The 17367-nt window shown below is 47.9% G+C and carries 14 protein-coding genes; 1 reads left to right on the top strand and 13 read right to left on the bottom strand.

The features are described 5' to 3' along the window. Positions 1-6: 6 nt before the first annotated feature. The 4 genes from AC3WTJ_RS03630 to AC3WTJ_RS03615 form a co-directional block, all read right to left on the bottom strand. Positions 7-1851, bottom strand: coding sequence for an exo-alpha-sialidase (locus AC3WTJ_RS03630; RefSeq protein ID WP_492520968.1), 1845 nt, complete (start codon positions 1849-1851; stop codon positions 7-9). A gap of 356 nt (positions 1852-2207) precedes the next feature. Further along, positions 2208-2438: a hypothetical protein gene (locus AC3WTJ_RS03625; RefSeq protein ID WP_407868645.1), complete on the bottom strand. Its 231-nt coding sequence runs from the start codon at positions 2436-2438 to the stop codon at positions 2208-2210. A gap of 107 nt (positions 2439-2545) precedes the next feature. Continuing rightward, positions 2546-3310, bottom strand: a complete 765-nt coding sequence (locus AC3WTJ_RS03620) for an SDR family oxidoreductase (protein ID WP_492520604.1) — start codon at positions 3308-3310, stop codon at positions 2546-2548. 153 nt (positions 3311-3463) lie between these two features. After that, the gene (locus tag AC3WTJ_RS03615) at positions 3464-4141 is read right to left on the bottom strand and encodes a TetR/AcrR family transcriptional regulator (protein ID WP_492520603.1); all 678 of its coding nucleotides are present in this window, start codon (positions 4139-4141) and stop codon (positions 3464-3466) included. A gap of 145 nt (positions 4142-4286) precedes the next feature. On the opposite strand from AC3WTJ_RS03615, the gene AC3WTJ_RS03610 reads away from it, so the two are divergent. Further along, positions 4287-5639 carry an MATE family efflux transporter gene (locus AC3WTJ_RS03610; RefSeq protein ID WP_492520602.1) on the top strand — a complete coding sequence of 451 codons (1353 nt, stop codon included), beginning with the start codon at positions 4287-4289 and terminating at the stop codon, positions 5637-5639. A 269-nt stretch (positions 5640-5908) separates the two neighbouring features. Here AC3WTJ_RS03610 and AC3WTJ_RS03605 read toward each other — a convergent pair whose 3' ends face one another. From AC3WTJ_RS03605 to AC3WTJ_RS03565, 9 genes are all read right to left on the bottom strand, one after another. After that, positions 5909-6745 (bottom strand): ABC transporter ATP-binding protein, encoded by an 837-nt coding sequence (locus AC3WTJ_RS03605; protein WP_492520601.1) that lies wholly within the window; start codon positions 6743-6745, stop codon positions 5909-5911. Continuing rightward, positions 6666-8294 (bottom strand): ATP-binding cassette domain-containing protein, encoded by a 1629-nt coding sequence (locus tag AC3WTJ_RS03600; protein ID WP_492520600.1) that lies wholly within the window; start codon positions 8292-8294, stop codon positions 6666-6668. Before AC3WTJ_RS03600 ends, AC3WTJ_RS03605 begins: the two co-directional genes overlap by 80 nt. Beyond that, a complete protein-coding gene (locus tag AC3WTJ_RS03595; RefSeq protein WP_492520599.1) occupies positions 8291-9283 on the bottom strand; it encodes an ABC transporter permease in 993 nt (330 codons plus the stop codon). Before AC3WTJ_RS03595 ends, AC3WTJ_RS03600 begins: the two co-directional genes overlap by 4 nt. Then, complete coding sequence (locus AC3WTJ_RS03590; protein WP_492520598.1) at positions 9270-10910, bottom strand: ABC transporter substrate-binding protein; 1641 nt, start codon at positions 10908-10910, stop codon at positions 9270-9272. Before AC3WTJ_RS03590 ends, AC3WTJ_RS03595 begins: the two co-directional genes overlap by 14 nt. 23 nt (positions 10911-10933) lie before the next feature. Then, positions 10934-11539, bottom strand: coding sequence for a hypothetical protein (locus AC3WTJ_RS03585; protein WP_492520597.1), 606 nt, complete (start codon positions 11537-11539; stop codon positions 10934-10936). Next, entirely contained in the window at positions 11536-12195 is a 660-nt protein-coding gene (locus AC3WTJ_RS03580) for a phosphate starvation-inducible protein PhoH (RefSeq protein WP_492520596.1), read from the bottom strand. Before AC3WTJ_RS03580 ends, AC3WTJ_RS03585 begins: the two co-directional genes overlap by 4 nt. Continuing rightward, entirely contained in the window at positions 12192-12716 is a 525-nt protein-coding gene (locus AC3WTJ_RS03575) for an FmdE family protein (protein ID WP_492520595.1), read from the bottom strand. Before AC3WTJ_RS03575 ends, AC3WTJ_RS03580 begins: the two co-directional genes overlap by 4 nt. 738 nt (positions 12717-13454) lie before the next feature. Further along, positions 13455-15761, bottom strand: a complete 2307-nt coding sequence (locus AC3WTJ_RS03570) for an S-layer homology domain-containing protein (RefSeq protein WP_492520594.1) — start codon at positions 15759-15761, stop codon at positions 13455-13457. A 34-nt stretch (positions 15762-15795) separates the two neighbouring features. Beyond that, positions 15796-17358: a DHA2 family efflux MFS transporter permease subunit gene (locus tag AC3WTJ_RS03565; protein WP_492520593.1), complete on the bottom strand. Its 1563-nt coding sequence runs from the start codon at positions 17356-17358 to the stop codon at positions 15796-15798. Positions 17359-17367: the final 9 nt, after the last annotated feature.

Raw genomic sequence — 17367 nt, 5'->3', positions numbered from 1 at the left:
CTCCTTTCATTGCGTAACCTTAACGATGAATTTATATATAGTTCCGTATTTATTGCTTACAGCCGTTACCATTGCCGTTCCTGCTTGAATGGCCGTGACGGTTCCGCTTGTGTTAATTGTAGCTACTGCAGGCAGATCGGATGTCAAAGTAAGTGTATCCATTGTTGCATCAAACGATTGTCCACCTATTGCTAGGTTATAGGTCGTTTGTGTACTTTGTCCTACGTTCAGTTCGATTGTCGGCAACTTGACAACACTATCAAAATTCAGCGAACTTCCAGCGCCATACGTTGCAGTTATTACCGAATCAAACAAACTCCCCATCTCGCTGCTTGCAATTTTGGAGAAGCCTATCGTAGCCCCGGCCGAAGGAATTTTGTACGTATAGTTCATCAAAGCGTTCCCTGCTCTATCAACGAGAACCGACGGGTATTCGTAGCTCTCGCCATTATTCATGCCATCCTTGATCATGATCGGTTTCCAGTTCATTCCTTCATCGGTAGAGAGCAATAAACTGAAAGAATTTCTATTTCCGTCTAGCGTTTTCTTCACTACACTGCGTGAAGTTTCTTGATTGGTAGCTATCAGCCAGTCACCGTTTGGAAGCTTGGAAAGTTCAAAGCCGCCGTCATTTTTTAAATAAGGATCAACTTTCGGAACACTCCACGTTACTCCGAAATCCGTAGACTCCGAATAAGTCGTGTGCCAAGCCATGCGCCCGTTACGGCCATCTAACTTACCGCTTCTGAAATAACCGCGAATCGTGCCATCCTTCTTTTGAATCAGCGAGCCTTGGATCGTTCCTGATCCTACAATCGGGTCGCTAAACTTCCAGGTGATGCCGTGATCATCGGTGTACGCGCAAACGGAATTCGCCAATGAATCTGAATACAACGGCAAAATTAATCTTTTGGTGACGCCATCCGCAAGCGTTACTTCAATCGGCTTATTTTTTGTTTGCCATCCAAGCCTGCGGTAAATCGGCCCCCAAGTATTGACATCGTTATCTGCGCCGGATGAACGCTCAATTGAATTTTTAATAATGGAAGGCTCTTTTACGGAAACTCCCGTGGTCAGCATCGTGATAATTTCATCCGTTCTGCCCGCATAGACATCATCGTATGGCTTGGAGGATTTTAAATAGGCAACGTACTGATCATATTTATTTCTCATCGAGACAACAAAGCTGTCTGTAATAAAACGGGTAGCGCCGCCAAACCTTGTCGTGACCGGTACATATTGAGAAGGATCTAAGTAAGTTGCTGCCGTCACAGAACTTGGATTTACAAACTTAATCTCAGCACCCTTGATGCCATAGTTCCACTGTCCATTGGAATACTTTCCTTCGCCAAACATGCCTTCCCCTACATTCGTGTACAAGGGCTGTGGATAGTGCCACTTTGCATTTCCGCCATTGCGAACGGCATATTCATAGTTGCCCATATCGGCGTACATAAATTTAGTTTGCGTAGATACCCATTGGCCGTTGTAGATAACGCCGTAGAACAACCATAATCTTTGTTGACTGTCGACAAAAAGAACCGGGTTATTATCCGGGAAATCCCATGTATCATAAACAACAAAGGGTTCAGTCCAAGTTTTCCCGCCATCTTTCGAACGAGAACCGATAAGTTTGGTTAAATTCCCATCTCTTTCTCCAACTCCATTAAACCATACCGAGAAAAGCGTGCCATCTGGCAGTTCTACCATGGTGGAACCGTGATTGGCAATGCTGTCGACGGGCATCATTCTAGCATGGCTAATGCCCACTGGCGCTGCTGCATCGGCAATTACCGTATTAAACATGCTAATAATTAACAATAATGAAACTAGCAGGGTTACTTGCTTCATCTTCTTCAAACAGGGTCACGTCCTTTCAATTGTTAATAAAACCTGCCCTTTAAGTCTTGTTTTTCAATATTGTATACGTTTACAAATAGTGAAAGTAAATCAACATCGCCCGTTTTATTTCATAGAATAAATCCTCCCATGTCATTGGTTTGTCTTACACGAGGAGCATAGCATACCATTTTTGACCATTTGAATAGCCAAAATGGCGTTCAAAGTTCCGTTTCTCCGCTATTTGGACCATGATTCATTTCTCCGCTATGATGCAAAAAGTCATATTGCCCTATAAATCTACTATGAAAAAAATAAAACAGCCTTCTGTGTTTACACACAGCCAGGCTGTTCAGGAATTAATTGATTTAAATTAAACTCTTCATACCGCGAAGCCAGTCATAAAACCCATCATCGAAAAAAAGATCAGGGATGTATGTCTGCGTGTAGTTGCAATTAGGGCATAGAAGCACCAACCCTTGCTCAAGCACTTTTGGGTATAATTTCTCGTGGCTGCTGTTGTTCCCACAAGTAAGAGATTTTACCCCTTCTGCCTGCTGGTAATCCTTAATACGCTGCTTAACGTCTTCTTCGTTCATTTCTATCTCCTTTAAATGCTGAGCTCATCACTAATGTAGATCATTTATGCATATTATTCTAGCAAAAATAATGAATTCCTTCCGAATCAAATCTCCTATTTCGCCACTTACAAATGAGAGCCCCCACTGGCGTCAATTAATTGCCCTGTTACCCAGCGGCTGTCGGAAGAGGCCAGAAAAGCTGCTATATCCGCGACATCCTCCGGTTGCCCCCATCTGCCAAAGATAGAAAAATCAGCGCCATATTGGTGTGAGGCAGGATCTTGCAGCATGGCGGCATTCATCTCCGTGGCTACGAATCCAGGTTGGATGGCATTGATCGTAATTCCACGTAAGCCGAGTTGATTGGATAAAGCAAGCGTTAGCGTGTTGATTGCCCCTTTGCTCATACTATACGCAGGAATAGCAGGCAGTGAAATTCTTGTTATAGAGGACGACAAATTAATAATTCGACCATCATTTCTCAAACGCGGCAAAGCATGTTGTGTTAGGAAAAATGGCATTTTTACATTTATTTGCATCATTTCTTCGTACGCCTCTTCTGTTGTATCCTCAATTGGGGCTACCAGGGCAATCCCTGCGTTATTCACCAGGATATCAAAATGGGTGTCACCTGTACGCTCCTTCAACAACTCATCCAATCTCTTAAAAAGGTTCTGTATGCTCTCGATCGTACCGAGTTTCGTGCCAATGGTGAATGCAGTCCCTCCATTCAGCTCAATATCTCGTACTACCTCTTCGGCTGCGGCCTGGTTTGTGCCATAATGAACAGCTACTAAGGCTCCTTCTTGTGCTAACCGTGTTGCAATGGCACGACCAATCCCCCGGCTTGCACCCGTAACCAAAGCAACTTTACCATGTAATCTGCTCATATCTTAATCTCCTCCTGTGTCAAATAAGTACACGATAGTTATAACACAAGGGGAATTATGAAATGTTGCTCTCCCATTCGTAGAACTCAAAAGGAAAAAGACAGCCATTATTGGCCGCCTTAGTATGTTCTTTTATTAAACTGTCATACTGCGTTAATTTTGCTCCTCGATTACCCGTTCAATCCCCAACAGAATGAGCTTTAAGCCAAATTCAAACGACTTATCTGTCCCTATAAGCTCGAACAGCCCGCTTTTGTACATGCTACGGAACAGCCCGGCATCCGCCTCGCTCATGGCATCCAGAAGACGGATCATCTCACTTCCGAGTTCCTCTTCCTGCTCCTTACTGACCGTGGAGAAAAGACGCTGATGCTGATAATTATCCAGCACGAAGTAGAAGACATAGTTCACTAGCGTAAGAACCGCTTGTAATTTCTGCTCTTCTTCCAGGGGTGTGGACTCCACGCAGAGCAGCATGCGGTTGGTAAACCGAACCATGTCCGGCTCGATGGGTATCGTTTGCATCATAAGCTGCGTTGAGCAAGGGTATCGACAGAGCACACTCCGCACGGTTACCGCAAACGCGGTCAGTTGCTTTTTCCAATCCCCTTCGGGGTGGAACTCCTCCACGATCATTTTCGATACCTGATTGGCCAGACGCTGAAAGAGATTCTGCTTGCTCTTGAAGTACCAATACAGGGAAGGAGCCTGAATTCCTAAACGGTCCGCTAATCGTCGCATGCTGAACTTCTCGATGCCATCCTCTCCAAGAAGCTCCCACGAGGTTTCCAAAATCTTATCCTCCGAAATCTGAGGCTGCTGCTTTTTCATCGGTATCCGCCCTTTATCTAACAGTGTAAGATTGTGCTTTACAGGTGCATACGCATATGATAACATCTAACACTGTAAGGTTCAATCTAACACTGTAAGATTGGATCGATCCCATCTACAAATAAATCAGAAAGTGGTGACGCATATGGAGACAGAAAACCTTCATTATTTTGAAAAAGCACCCATCGCCAAAGCCGTAGCTCACTTCGCTGTACCCATGATGTTAGGCATGTCAATGAGTGTTATATATTCCATCTTGAATGCCTTTTTCCTTGGCACACTCGACAATACAGCTATGTTAACCGCACTCGCATTAACTTTGCCGTTATTCGCGGCTATCATGGCCTTAGGCAACTTGATTGGCATGGGCAGCAGTGCATTCATTTCCCGTTTGCTGGGAGAAAAAAAATACGATGACGCCAAACATGTGTCCTCGTTTGCTTTTTACAGCAGTATAGTGCTCGGCCTTATCTTGATGGCCGTCGGTCTCCTATTCATCGACTCCATCGTTCATGGCTTGGGAGCGACGCCTGACTCTTTTGGCTTCACGAAGGACTATGTCACGCTAATGATTGCTGGCTCCCCATTCATCGTCTTATTTTTCACCCTTGAGAATATCGTGCGTGCGGAAGGCTCAGCAATCACGTCCATGATCGGTATGATTCTCAGTGTTGTCGTCAATATTATTCTTGATGCGCTAGCCATCTTCGTCTTCCATTGGGGCGTGATCGGAGTAGCTTCTGCTACCGTCATTGCTAACTTGGTTGCGAGTGTATTCTATGCTTTCCATATCGGATATAAGAGCCAATTCCTAACTGTCTCCTTAAGATGGTTCAAGGCTTCTAAAGATATACTAAGCAATGTATTCAAAATCGGAGTTCCCGTCTTTATTATGAGTATCTTCTTGGGTGCAATGTCGCTTATCTTCAACCGTTATCTGGTCGAATATGGGGAGCAAGCCGTAGCGGCATTCGGAATTTCATCACGTTTATTGCAATTTCCTGAGGTTATTTTGATGGGCTTATGCGAAGGGGTCGTACCGTTGATTGCCTTCTCTTTTGCAGCGAATAAATTACGCATGAAACATACCATTCAATTCACAATCAAAGCAATTGTGGCGTTAGCCGTCTTTTTCGGCATCATCGTTTTTCTAATTTCCGACCACTTGATTGGTCTTTTTACGAATGACCCGCAATTAATTCAGATGGGCAGTTATATTCTTCATGTGACGTTTTTGTCCTTGTTCATAACAGGAATAACCGCGTTGTTTACAGGAATCTTCCAAGCAACAGCACAAGGAACCGCCGCATTTATTATGTCCATTATTCAAGGGGTTACGTTAATTCCAGTGTTATATATCGCCAATCAAATGAATGGTTTCCACGGGGTTGTCTGGTCGCTCGTCATCTCAGATGCCGCCGCGTTCCTTGTTGGTGCTGTCATGCTGTATATTCTGCGGAATAAATTACAGCCCGACTTAGAGAGTCTGGTCCAATAAACGTGTTTTTTGTTGTTTCAAGGACCACATCGCATTGAATAATACCTTCCTGTCTTTTTCCTTACTTAAAATGTTCTCAAGCGCTTCTAATGCTCTCATATCGTATGGTCATAAGATCCCTCCACAGAATAATCGTTAACTTTATCTTATTATATATAGAAGTTCTGACCCTTGATAAGGTGGGGGTCAGTAGATTATTTTGTGCCCTTAACGTAATGAAGCTGCCGATCCATACCGGCAGCTTCATTTTCTAATTCTCGCAGACTCCCTTAGCCAAAAACCCCAGCTCGCAGCAGCGCTCGCGTATACGACGTCTTTGGCTCATCGAGCAGCGACCGTGTGTCGCCCATCTCCTGAATGACGCCGTCCTTCATCACGGCGACTCGATCGGCGAAGCCGGCAATCGTCTCCAGCCGATGCGTAATATACAGAATCGTCATGCCTTCCGATTGCTTGAGCGACAACAACAGCTGCTGAAGCTCATGCTCGGTGGAAGGATCCAGCGCCGACGTAATTTCATCGGCCACCAGCAGCTGCGGCGACATAGAGAGCGCTCTCGCCACGGCGATTCGCTGTTTTTGCCCGCCGGAGCACTCGAACGGGTACCGTTCCAAAAACTCGGCGGGCAGCCTCACCTTGCCGAGCAGCGACTCCGCCCTGGCGTAGGCTTGCTTACGCGGCAATCCGCTCAAACGCAGCGGTTCGGTGACGATGTCTTTGACACGCCAGTAAGGATTCATGGAGCGGTCCGGATTCTGAAAGACGATCTGCATGCGTGAAACCGGCGAGTTCTTCTGCTCATTCGCCCACTTGATCGAGCCGCCAGTCGGCTGCTGCAGGCCCACGATCAGCTCGGCCAAAGTCGACTTGCCCGAGCCGCTTTCCCCGATCAAGGCGAAAATTTCGTTCTCCTGCAGACTGAACGTTACGTCATCTACTGCCTTGACAACCTGCTCCTTTCGGCTGCCTCCATACTGTTTGGACACCTTTTCTAAGTGTAACAAGACGCTCGCCTCCTGCCAGTTATTAAACGGAAACAGCTTGCTGAAACAACTGCTTCCCGTTATGTAAATAGCGCTGCTTTTGCTCGCCCTGAAGCTGAACACCGTCTTGCAGCACGATGATTTCATCCGAAATATGCAGCGCCGCAGGCAAATCATGCGTGATGAGAAGCAGCGTCAACTGGTGCTCTTTCACTTTGCTCACCAGCAGATCGAACACTTCCCTCTTCACAATCGGGTCTAAAGCACCCGTCGGCTCGTCAGCAATGAGCACCTTCGGTTTATTCACCAGCGCCAGCGCGATCAAAGCTCTGCTAAGCATACCGCCGCTTAATTGATGCGGATATAAAGCCAAAACATGCTCGCTGAGCTGCACCTCCGCCAAAGCCGCAATAGCCGCTGCTCTCTTCTCACTTATGCCCGGTTGCAGTCGCATCGTTTCATAGAACTGCGCACCGAGCGTCATAATCGGATTAAAGCTGCTTCGCGGATCCTGAAAAATATAAGCGGCATCTCCCCATCGCTGCAGGGTACTTGGCTGCCCATTCGAAGGATACACGGCATGCCCATTCACCACGATGCTTCCGCTCACCGATTCAGCAGGCGTCAACCCATAGAGGGTGCGCGCCATCGTTGTTTTACCCGAGCCAGACTCCCCTACCAAGGAAGTGATCTGACCCCTTTTTACCTCAAAAGAAATCGGATAAACGATCGGTCTCGCGCCATAATTTACCTGTAAATCACGAACGGCCACCGCAGATGGCTGATCTCCCGCAGGCTGCTGCGGCATTGACATCCTCCGCTTGGTCCGGTGGTCTTTCCCTGGCAGTTCTGCACCGCTGCGATTCGCCGTCACGGCTTTTTCCCCAATCAGCGCAAGCGCAACAGTCACAATAAGAATGATCAAAGCAGGCGGCACAATGCTCCACTGCCAGGCATCGTTCAAAAAAGTTTGCGTGCGCGATAAAGCGTCCTGAAGCATTTTACCCAAGGAGACTGTGCTTGGATTCCCGACACCCAGAAATGACAGGCTGGCTTCCATTGCAACCGCTGTTTGGAAAGCGATAATGAATTTCGTACGAACCAATGGCCAAATAAACGGCAGCAAATGATAGTACAGCACATACCAGGTCTTCCCCTGGTAAAGTTGGGCCGCTTTGACAAACTCCCGTTCTTTTAACGAAAGCACCGAAGCTCGAATCAGCTTCATATACCCCGGCCAAGTAAGCAAACTTAGGGTTAAAATCAGCTGCCAAGTCCCTCCTCCTGTAAAAGAAGCGACTATGAGAATAAGCAGCAGCGACGGCAGTACTAGCATCATATTCGCCAAACCGTTGATCGCCAGTCCCAGTCTATTGGAATAGCCGGATAACAAGCCCAGACTTGCACTCAAGAAGGTGCTGATCAAGGCCACCATGAGGCCAATATAGAGCGTTGTTCTTGACCCGTGCATGAGCTGGCTGAAAAGATCCTGTCCGATGGCATTCGTCCCGAGCCAATATTGTTCGGACGGCGGCAGCAGCCGCTCTGCGTCAATGGCAAAAGGAGAAGCCGTGTGGATCAGAGGCCCTGCAAGGGCAAACACGACAATCAGACCGAACAATAACATGCCCACGCGCTGAGACACCGTAAGTTTTGCCAACCATGACTTCATCTCTGCACACCTCGATTCCCGGCAATTCGCGGATCCAGATAGGGGTAAATCAGATCAGCAATCCAGTTCAGTACTAACACAATAAGCGTCATCATCAAAAATAAACCGTGCAGCAGCGGATAATCACGCCCCAAAATGGCTTCCTGCAGCAGTTTCCCAACACCCGGGTAAGCAAACACGGTTTCCACCAAAATGGAGCCTGCCATCAGCGCACCCATACGGATAATGATCAGGGTGACAAGCGGTAAAGCGGCATTGCGGGCGATATGCCGGAACAGGATGCCGGAGGTCCTTATCCCTTTAGCCGATGCGAATTCAATGTAAGGTTCATGCCGCACACGGACCGCCTCATTGCGCATGAGCAAGTAGATGCTCGCTACGCTTCCAAGCGTCAAGGTAAACGCGGGCAGCACGGCATGGCGAGCAATGTCCAGCGCATGGTCGAGCCATAGATCCGAGCGCATAAAGGCGGTTTTGGCTCCGCTCAGCGGGAACCATTTGACTTTGACGGCCATCGCCATCAGCAGCACCATCCCGATGAGAAACTCGGGAATTGTGCTTAGACCCAGCATCGACAAGAATAAGCTGCGGTCGGTTTTGCCAGGATAACGCCAGGCCGAATAGAGCCCGGCGAGCAGCCCGATGACGATCGAACACAAGCTGGCGATCCCTAGAATGAACAACGTCCAAGGCAACCGTTCCAGAATAATGTCGTACACAGAGGCTTTATATAGAATGGAAGAACCGAAATCAAATGTAAAAAGACCTTTCATATAGGCAACAAACTGTGCGCCCAGGGAAGCGTCCAAATGATAATACTGCTGCATCGCTGTCTTTTGCGCTTCCGTCAAAAAAACAGCGCCGTCTTCGCCGCCGCCCGCAATAGACTCAATGGGCCCCCCAGGCAGCAACCGGGGGAGCCAGAAATTGAGTACAATCACAAATACCAGCACCAAGAGGTAGGAGCGGTATTTGCTATTTTTTGGCATCGATCAAGAACGCCTTGTTTTCCCACAGCGGCATGCCGTCTGCGATTCCGCCGAACGTGTTTTTCCAACCGTCAAACTTATCGGCTTTATGAATCTCATAGAACGGGCGGTGGTACAGGACCAGCGTAGGCAGCTCTTCCGCTAAAATATCCTGCATTTGGTTCACGATTTCATGCCGTTTCGTTTCATTCATTTCTTGCATTTGTTGATCGGCAAGCTTGTGGAACTCATCCAGCTTCAAGCTTTTCCCGCGCGAGGAATACGCATTAGCCGCTTTGCCGGAGAACCATAAGCGCAGATAATCCGGATCTCCGCTTGCGCCAACATGGCCGGTTATCGCAATATCATACTTGTTCTCACCCATCGCAGTAGTGAATGCGGCGTTATCCAGCTGCACCAACGTTAATTCGATGCCTACTTTCTTCAGCATTTCTTTCATCATTGTCGCATCCGGCATCGCCGAGGAAGTCATCAACTTCAACTTCAGATCCTCGCGAACCCCGCTCGCATTTTTCTTGTAGCCAAGCTCGTCCAGAATTTTCTCCGCTTGGGCCGTGTCATAGCCGTATTGCTTCACTTTCGGGTTATACCAAGGGGAGTCGGTCGGCACGACACCGGCGCTGCCTACCATCGGCTTCCCGCCTGTGACTTTGGCCGAAATTTCTTCACGATTAAGCGCATAAGCCAGTGCTTGACGCAAGCGTTTGTCACCTAGCTGAGGGTGCTCTAAATTGAACGAAATCCGCACGACGCTGCCGGTCGGCTCGCTCTTGATCGTCTTGAGTCCCGCTTTCTCCGCAGTCTGAACATCGGCATAGCTAACACTATAGGTCTCATCAATTTCACCGTTTTGCAGCGCCAACAGTTTATTCGATGCGGTGACATAAGCGATTTCCTTCACAAGCACCTGGCCTTTGAAAAACTTATCGTTCGCCGTATACAAATACTGGCCGGAAGCGGAGTCGTACTTGGTCAGCTTATACGGACCCGTTCCAATCAGTGCAGCCGGATCACGATACTCTGCCGGTTTCGTCACCTTTTCCCAGACATGCTTTGGAATGATCGGCACAATACCGACTAAGTCACTAAGAAATGGGGCGTATTTATTATTCAGCGTAAATTTCACCGTCAAATCGTTTACTTTTTCTACGCTTTTGATTTGGCCAATGTCGCCGTTCCAGTTAAACGGATACGTTTTGTAGTAGTTGAAGCTGAATACGACATCGTCCGCTGTAAACGGCTGATCGTCATGCCACTTCACATTCTCCTCCAGCTTAAACGTGTAGGTCAGGCCATCACTGGACACCTCCCACGATTTGCCCAGCCACGGGATGACGCCTTTGTCATCTTTCCAAGTCAGCGTATCGAAAATAAATGAGTTGCGTAAATAGCCGAAAGGACCCGACGAGCTAAAAGCAAACGGAGACGGGTAACCGTTGTTGCTGCCTGCGATTTTGAGCAGATCCACCGTTTTTGCTGCAGGAGCCGCAGCACTGGCCGCTGGAGTTGCTTGGGCTGGGGAACTGCTCGGTGCAGCGCTTTCCTGTTTGCCTGTCGAACATCCAGACAGGAGTGCAAGTAAACTTGCCATCGTTAACGCCGTAAGTTTAATTTTTGTATGTAACATCCTTCTTTTCTCCTCATCTATTATTAAATGCGGCCGGTTGCCAACCATGGCAAGAAACCGTCTAAAAACCGTTCCGTAGCCGGCATAAAATACGAACCGTAATGATACTCCGGATCTAGCGTCGTCACCACGAGAGTTCCCGGCGTGCTTTGCTTATCCACATAAAAGATGGAGCCGTCCTGCTCGATATCGATCAGGGATTCAACTTTTTGCTCCGGGAAAAAGACGCCGTGATAATGCCAAGTGGCATCCTCCAGCTGAATATGGCTGAACAGATCGTGACTTGGACTTCTTATCACCAAACCGCTTTTGGCGCCGGGCTCCAGCCACCACCAGAAATTCGTCGGCCGATGCTCCCAGTTGTGGCCGCTGAACCAGTCGTTAGGCTGCGCGCCCAAAGCCACTACCACGTTGCCGCTGTTCAGAAATTCATGAATTTGCGGCAGATGACGCGTCACCAAACCTTGATGAATCTGCGAAGGAATGATCAGCACGTCGTACGCATGAAGATCAATTTCAGCCAGCTTCGGCAAATACAAGAGATCGGCAATATACCGGCGATATTTCGGTTCTGTAAAAGAACGATGCTGATGCGAGCTGCCTGTGTAGAGTACTGCGATCTTTCTCATACGTAGGCCCTCCTTTGCCTTTGCTGGAGCCTTTCATGCTCTTCATACAGGAAGCGATGGAACTGCTCCCCTATACGGCCTGTACTTGTATCTGACTGGCGATAATTAAGCAGATTGCGGCCGGCATGGACGACGATGGTGCCTTCGCTGCTTTGGCGGTCGATATACGTAATCGGCTCTTCTCCGGCCAGCCTTAGCAGAATTTCCGCGCCTTCCGGCACCGGATGGTGGCCACGGCTGAAAAAGCCTGCAACCCCTTTGTTATACGTGATGTCTTCGGAACGCACACCCTCAAAAATCGGATGATCCCCTACTGTAACCTGATAGTCATGGTGGCTATGTATTGTTTTCGGAATAAAAGCCGAAGCCCCCGGAATCCAGGAACGGAACAAATGCCCGCCAAAGGACAAAATATTGCCCTGGTCTAAAAAAGCGCGAATCCGTTCTCGTTGCTGGGCCATGAGCTCCTGATCGATAAACTCGTCGATGATGAGGAACTTGTGCCCCGCTCCAAGCAAATCGTATGAAGGCAGGTCGTATTGGTCCAGCACCTTGGCTCGAGGATTGCTTTCACCTCCGCGAACCGTCTGCTCACTGAAGATGGCCCCCGAATCCAGCATTAAAAAGTCCATTGTCATTGGCGCAGGATTTGTCATGACAATCGCTTAACCTCGAACAGCTCATCTTGCGGCAGCGCAAGGGCTTTCTCGCATAAGTCCGCTTTCAGCTTTTCATTGGCCGCTTTATCCTCAGGCGTCATGGTGCCTTCTCTTCCTTTTTTCAAATAGTCATAGAAAACTCCTGGCAGGAAGTTCTCTTTTAGCGCCACTTCGACGGAAGCTCCTTGTAAATCGGAAATGACAAAGGCATACGACTGTGCCCGGTGCGGATCATATTGGGCTACAGGATAATTCACATCAACGATGTAAGCTCCCCGAGTCACGGCACGTGTCGTATATTCGAACGCATCGCGGAAGCCCGGTCCAGCATGACCGGAGCGGACGGTGAGCGAGCTTCGCTCCGCAGACTCTTCTCCGTATAATTCTTGCAATGCTGCCTTTACCGCGCGGAAGCCTACCCCAATCGCCATCAAGGCTAGATTCCCGTGATAGTTGCGAAGCTCAGCGAAGTTCAGAGTTAACGCTTCCCCGCGATCCATAATGACTAGTGATGACATGTTTTCGTCCACCTTTTCTTTGAGATTAGTGTTGTTGGTCTGGTGCTATTGCTGGGTGGTGCTGTGGCTGGTGATGCTGGTGATGCTGGTGATACTGTGATGCTGATGGTGTTGTACGCGATGATACCTTAAATGATAATGATTATCATTATTACAATGTCTTTATTATACTACAGTGAAAATGATTATCAATGTCATTTAAAGGCAATTCACCTGATTTATATGTCGTTTCTATGAAGGGAATATTTGGGTTTTCCCCCACTGGTTTCAGCTCAAGCACTTTCAAGGGAACTGGCGTCCGCTATTTGGCGGAAAACATGCTTTTCCCCCTCCCAATGGGAACTACAGGGTCTTATTTGTCCGCAGTAGCTGTTATATAGGTGAAATCCACAAAAATAACGGCCTGTAGTTCCACTTTCACGTGGAAAGTGTGCCTTTTCGACAAAATAGCAGACTGTAGTTCCCTCCAAATAACAAAAGACCGCATTCGCGGTCAGACCTCACTTTTACCTGGAAAAAGCACCGCTAATTCCTTCCTATCTGTTTGGCCCCCTAATTAAAGAGTACCTAGGGAAATGAGGTCATACTCCGCGCCATTTGTAACGGTAGAAATTCCAGCTACTCCACCAACGAACACCAATAAGGGGAAGCCAAGCTTGCCCCAAAGCCTTAACGCGAGATATCTGCTTACGCATATATAACAAAAGACGCCTCCCATTAGAAGACGTCTCCTTCAAGCTATTTCAATTCCGCAATAAGCCTATCCACATCACCAGTCGGCGTAGGGATGGTTTCATAAACTTTAACAGATACATGGGACTGAATCTGATCTTGCGTAAGGTTGCTAAAGGTCAGCATTTGAGAACCGTTGACCAAACGATTTGCCCCGGTGAAAGGAAATGAACTCGAGCCCAGCGAACGCCCTGATGCATCCACCAATTCAAATTTCAACTTGGAAAAGGCATTATCCAGAACCACTTCGGATTCCCGCTGCATGTCCATATCCAAACTCAATTTATACGTGTATGAAAATCCAGTGGTCCCCATCGCAGTCAACTGCGATAACGTCCAACTTTTCAAGTTTAGCTTGAATGGAAACAACGAGATGTTGTTATGATCGTTCTCACTCTGAACATTTACAGGATAGCTGGCAATTGTAGATTTGTAGGCAGAGTTTGATAACACTTCTTGTACATTCAATTGAAACTGTTCACTTTGCTCCGTGGTTGGAAGGGTGAATCCGTAGCTAACGACGATTCCTGTTCCAGGCGCAATCTCTGCCATGCTTACAGTCTGGCGTTTTCCTGCGTACGCGTTGCCATCTTTCCCCGCTAATTCGGCTCCAAAAGCCGGCACCGGAATAGGTTTATCGCTTTTATTGAAAAGCTTAAATTTAGCCACTCCCGTTTTATTTCCTGTTTCTTCGTTATCTGTGACATGCAGCTCTTCCAGTGAAATATTTAAATTCGGATTAATGAAATCATTCCTTGGCGTGAATGCGATCGGCGTGCCAAAAACATAGCTACCAGCAACTGTTCCTGAAACGTTACCTTCGTTCGCAGGGAGTCTGAATCCTAGGCGCCCTGTGAAATATTGAACCGGAACAGTCTGACCTTGTTTCAAGAAACTCTCAGGTGAAAGCACATAGAAGGCTTCCAGTGTCGTATTTGTATCGGTCGTAATCGCAAAATGAAGAGACTTCTTGGCTCCTGCATCAAGACGAATTGGCGTCTCCTCCACCCTTTTGCCGATGAAGGATTGCCCCCCCGATGTCCCGCTCAAGGTAAAATCCGGTATGGTTTCCGCATAGCTTCCTTCGTTTTCCGCTTGAATTTCCACGATATAGCTCGGTGTTTGGCCCGTAAATTGCTTAGACAGCTTCACCGCAGAATATTTCAAATCGGAATGGATGCCAGGAAGGGAGAATCTTGCGCCCCAATCGCCTAACCGGGAGGGATCGTCTATTTTGGCATCTTGTCCACGCCATATGATAGAGCTGATATCAGCAGCGGCTAGTACTCTCTCTACTTTAGGGTACACTTTTTGATCGACATCTACCCAAAGAAGATTCCTCAACTGGACATCCTTGTTCACACCGATTTCTGCCATATAACTTAAAGTCACATTCCCCTGCGGAGGTATGGAACGAGTATTGCTTGCGCTCGCTTGAAGCGTATAAACGGTCCCTTCCCCAGTTTGGATACGAAGCTCATAATCTGGAATTCGGTTTGTTGATCCGGATGTGTTCGTTAATGTTATGACAACGCCGACTCTCCAGCCGTCTGCCGATTTTTCTTGGGTGACACTTTTCACTTGAGCCTGCGTATTTTCCGTCAAATTGTAAGCTTTCATCTCTTCTACGGGAAGCTCAGCTACAGCCGGTGCAGCCGGTGTCACAGGGACATACAGGCGCTTAGCTTCATAAGAAGAGGTAACTAACAGTTCTCGCATGGCTGGCGTCATTCCGCCGAACTTACCGTCCGTTTGATTCCCCATCAAATTCATTTGCACAGCCAGAGCGACATACCCCTTAGCCCAGCTGGATACCGTGCTATCATTCGTTGCTGCATCCCGTTTCACTTCAGCCTCTTTATTCAAACCCCGGATCAAGAATGCGGCTAGTTGCTCTTTGGTTACCTCACCAGCGGGATTATAGGTGCCTTCGCCAAATCCATCCGTCAGATTGGCTTTTTTCAATGCCTCAATATACGGAAGCGCATAACCGTTGGCGGGATCCGCAGCGCTCACATCGCTAAAGCTGGAAGTGCCGCTTAAGGTGTCCACCTTCAAGTTGAAAATCATGGCAGCAGCTTTCGCGAACTGGGCACGGTTCATTTTGTCATGGAGACCAAATACCCCCTCGCTCACACCATCAAAAATCCCTGCGGCAATCATGGTATCAAATTTAGCTTTCGTACCCGCATCCAATTGGCCCAAATCATTGAAATCTACAGAGGATATAGGTGAAGCGGCACCTTGTGCAGCCACAGATAACAGGGTAGAGGCCATGCACGCGCTGATTATAACTGTTAAACTCTTTTTCATTGACTAGTGCCTCCCGATGAATTCTTTCAAGCTGTTACTCTTTTATTTCAACTGGTGTTTTTCTCTTAATAAAAAATAGAACGAAAGGAATACAGATAAAAGCCGGAATAGCTGAGATATAAAAAGTATCTGCGATAGACCTGACATAGGCTTCTTTTTGCATAAAACCGGCGAGGTAAGAACTCGCTGCACCGGCAGCCGTAGCCCTGTCTACCGCCCAAGCATAAATCTCCCCGGTGAGTGCGGATACCGTGTTATTTGCCATAACGGAATCCACAGCTACACTCTCCGAAATGTGCTGATAATGCACGATTTGACGGTTGCCCATGATAGCGGTAAATATCGCAATGCCTAGCGAACCCGCTACCTGCCTTAGAACGTTGGAAAGCGGCGAAGCGTTACTAATTTGTTCCGGAGCCACTGCGTTCATTCCCGCAGAGGTTAGCGGCATCAGGCAAACACCAATGCCAATCCCACGGATCGTTAATAAGGCATTCAGCCAATGATTCGGCGTATCAGCCGTCAACAGATGCAATTCCGCCGTCGTGATCCCGAGTACAGCCAGACCGGCAATACAGATGGGAACAACCCCGAATTTCTCAACCAGCTTCCCGCTAATCGCCATCATCACCGCCATGGCAATCGATTGCGGCATCAAGAGGATTCCCGTCTGCATGGCATTAAGCCCTTGAATACTTTGCAAATACACAGGGGCTAAAAATGTTCCGCCCATCATGGCCATCATGACCAAACTGCCTGAGATAACGCTAATCGTAAACTTAACATTTTTGAATAAATTCAAGTCCAGAACAGGCTGCTTGGCTCCTAGCTCCACCCAAATTAAGAGCATTAAACTGCAGATAGCAACAAATAGCAGGCTGACAATGAACAACGAAGTCCAACCTTCAGACTGCCCTTTGCTCAAAGCTAGCAGCAAGCTCCCGAAGAACGTCATGGACAAGATGGCCCCTGGCGTATCAAATTTTAATCCTGTTGTGCGAGGCGATTCCTTCATAAGTATCTTGCCCAGCACGACAGCCAGAATTCCGATCGGCACATTGATGAAGAACAGGAGCCTCCAGCTGAAATTCTGGATCAAATACCCGCCGAAAGTCGGCCCGAGCGCGGGAGCCACCATGGCTGCAATCCCCCATAGTCCCATGGCCGTACCTGTCTTTTCCTTCGGGAACGTGGTGAAAATAATCGACATCCCGACCGGCATGATGAAGCCGCCGGCGAACCCTTGAATAATTCGAAATATAATCATGGTGTTGGCGCTCCACGCCAAACCGCATAATACAGAAAATATCGTAAACCCGGCTACAGAGTAGATAAACAAATTCTTATTGCCGAATCTTCCGCCCAAATATCCACTCATCGGAATAACCATGGCGGAAGCCAGCGTATATCCGGTAATAATCCACTGCATGGTCGTGAGATCCGAGCCGAATACGGCAACGAATTTATTCATGGCTACGTTCATTAAGCTGCTGTTCAATACAGCGACAAACGTACCTGTGACGATAGCAACCAGCGACAGCCACATCTGGCCATTGCCTTCCGATTTATGTTGGGTAACCACCGATTCATCAGCCATTGCAGCGCC

It is taken from the genome of Paenibacillus sp. FW101-FHT12H11 (assembly GCF_058790355.1).
This window is presented reverse-complemented; position numbering and strand designations above follow the sequence as displayed.

Bases quoted from the DNA above. Each gene is read 5' to 3' on its own strand.
- AC3WTJ_RS03630 (WP_492520968.1), bottom strand. From the start codon at position 1,851: ATGAAGCAAGTAACCCTGCTAGTTTCATTATTGTTAATTATTAGCATG.
- AC3WTJ_RS03625 (WP_407868645.1), bottom strand. From the start codon at position 2,438: ATGAACGAAGAAGACGTTAAGCAGCGTATTAAGGATTACCAGCAGGCA.
- AC3WTJ_RS03620 (WP_492520604.1), bottom strand. From the start codon at position 3,310: ATGAGCAGATTACATGGTAAAGTTGCTTTGGTTACGGGTGCAAGCCGG.
- AC3WTJ_RS03615 (WP_492520603.1), bottom strand. From the start codon at position 4,141: ATGAAAAAGCAGCAGCCTCAGATTTCGGAGGATAAGATTTTGGAAACC.
- AC3WTJ_RS03610 (WP_492520602.1), top strand. From the start codon at position 4,287: ATGGAGACAGAAAACCTTCATTATTTTGAAAAAGCACCCATCGCCAAA.
- AC3WTJ_RS03600 (WP_492520600.1), bottom strand. From the start codon at position 8,294: ATGAAGTCATGGTTGGCAAAACTTACGGTGTCTCAGCGCGTGGGCATG.
- AC3WTJ_RS03595 (WP_492520599.1), bottom strand. From the start codon at position 9,283: ATGCCAAAAAATAGCAAATACCGCTCCTACCTCTTGGTGCTGGTATTT.
- AC3WTJ_RS03590 (WP_492520598.1), bottom strand. From the start codon at position 10,910: ATGTTACATACAAAAATTAAACTTACGGCGTTAACGATGGCAAGTTTA.
- AC3WTJ_RS03585 (WP_492520597.1), bottom strand. From the start codon at position 11,539: ATGAGAAAGATCGCAGTACTCTACACAGGCAGCTCGCATCAGCATCGT.
- AC3WTJ_RS03580 (WP_492520596.1), bottom strand. From the start codon at position 12,195: ATGACAAATCCTGCGCCAATGACAATGGACTTTTTAATGCTGGATTCG.
- AC3WTJ_RS03575 (WP_492520595.1), bottom strand. From the start codon at position 12,716: ATGTCATCACTAGTCATTATGGATCGCGGGGAAGCGTTAACTCTGAAC.
- AC3WTJ_RS03570 (WP_492520594.1), bottom strand. From the start codon at position 15,761: ATGAAAAAGAGTTTAACAGTTATAATCAGCGCGTGCATGGCCTCTACC.
- AC3WTJ_RS03565 (WP_492520593.1), bottom strand. From the start codon at position 17,358: ATGGCTGATGAATCGGTGGTTACCCAACATAAATCGGAAGGCAATGGC.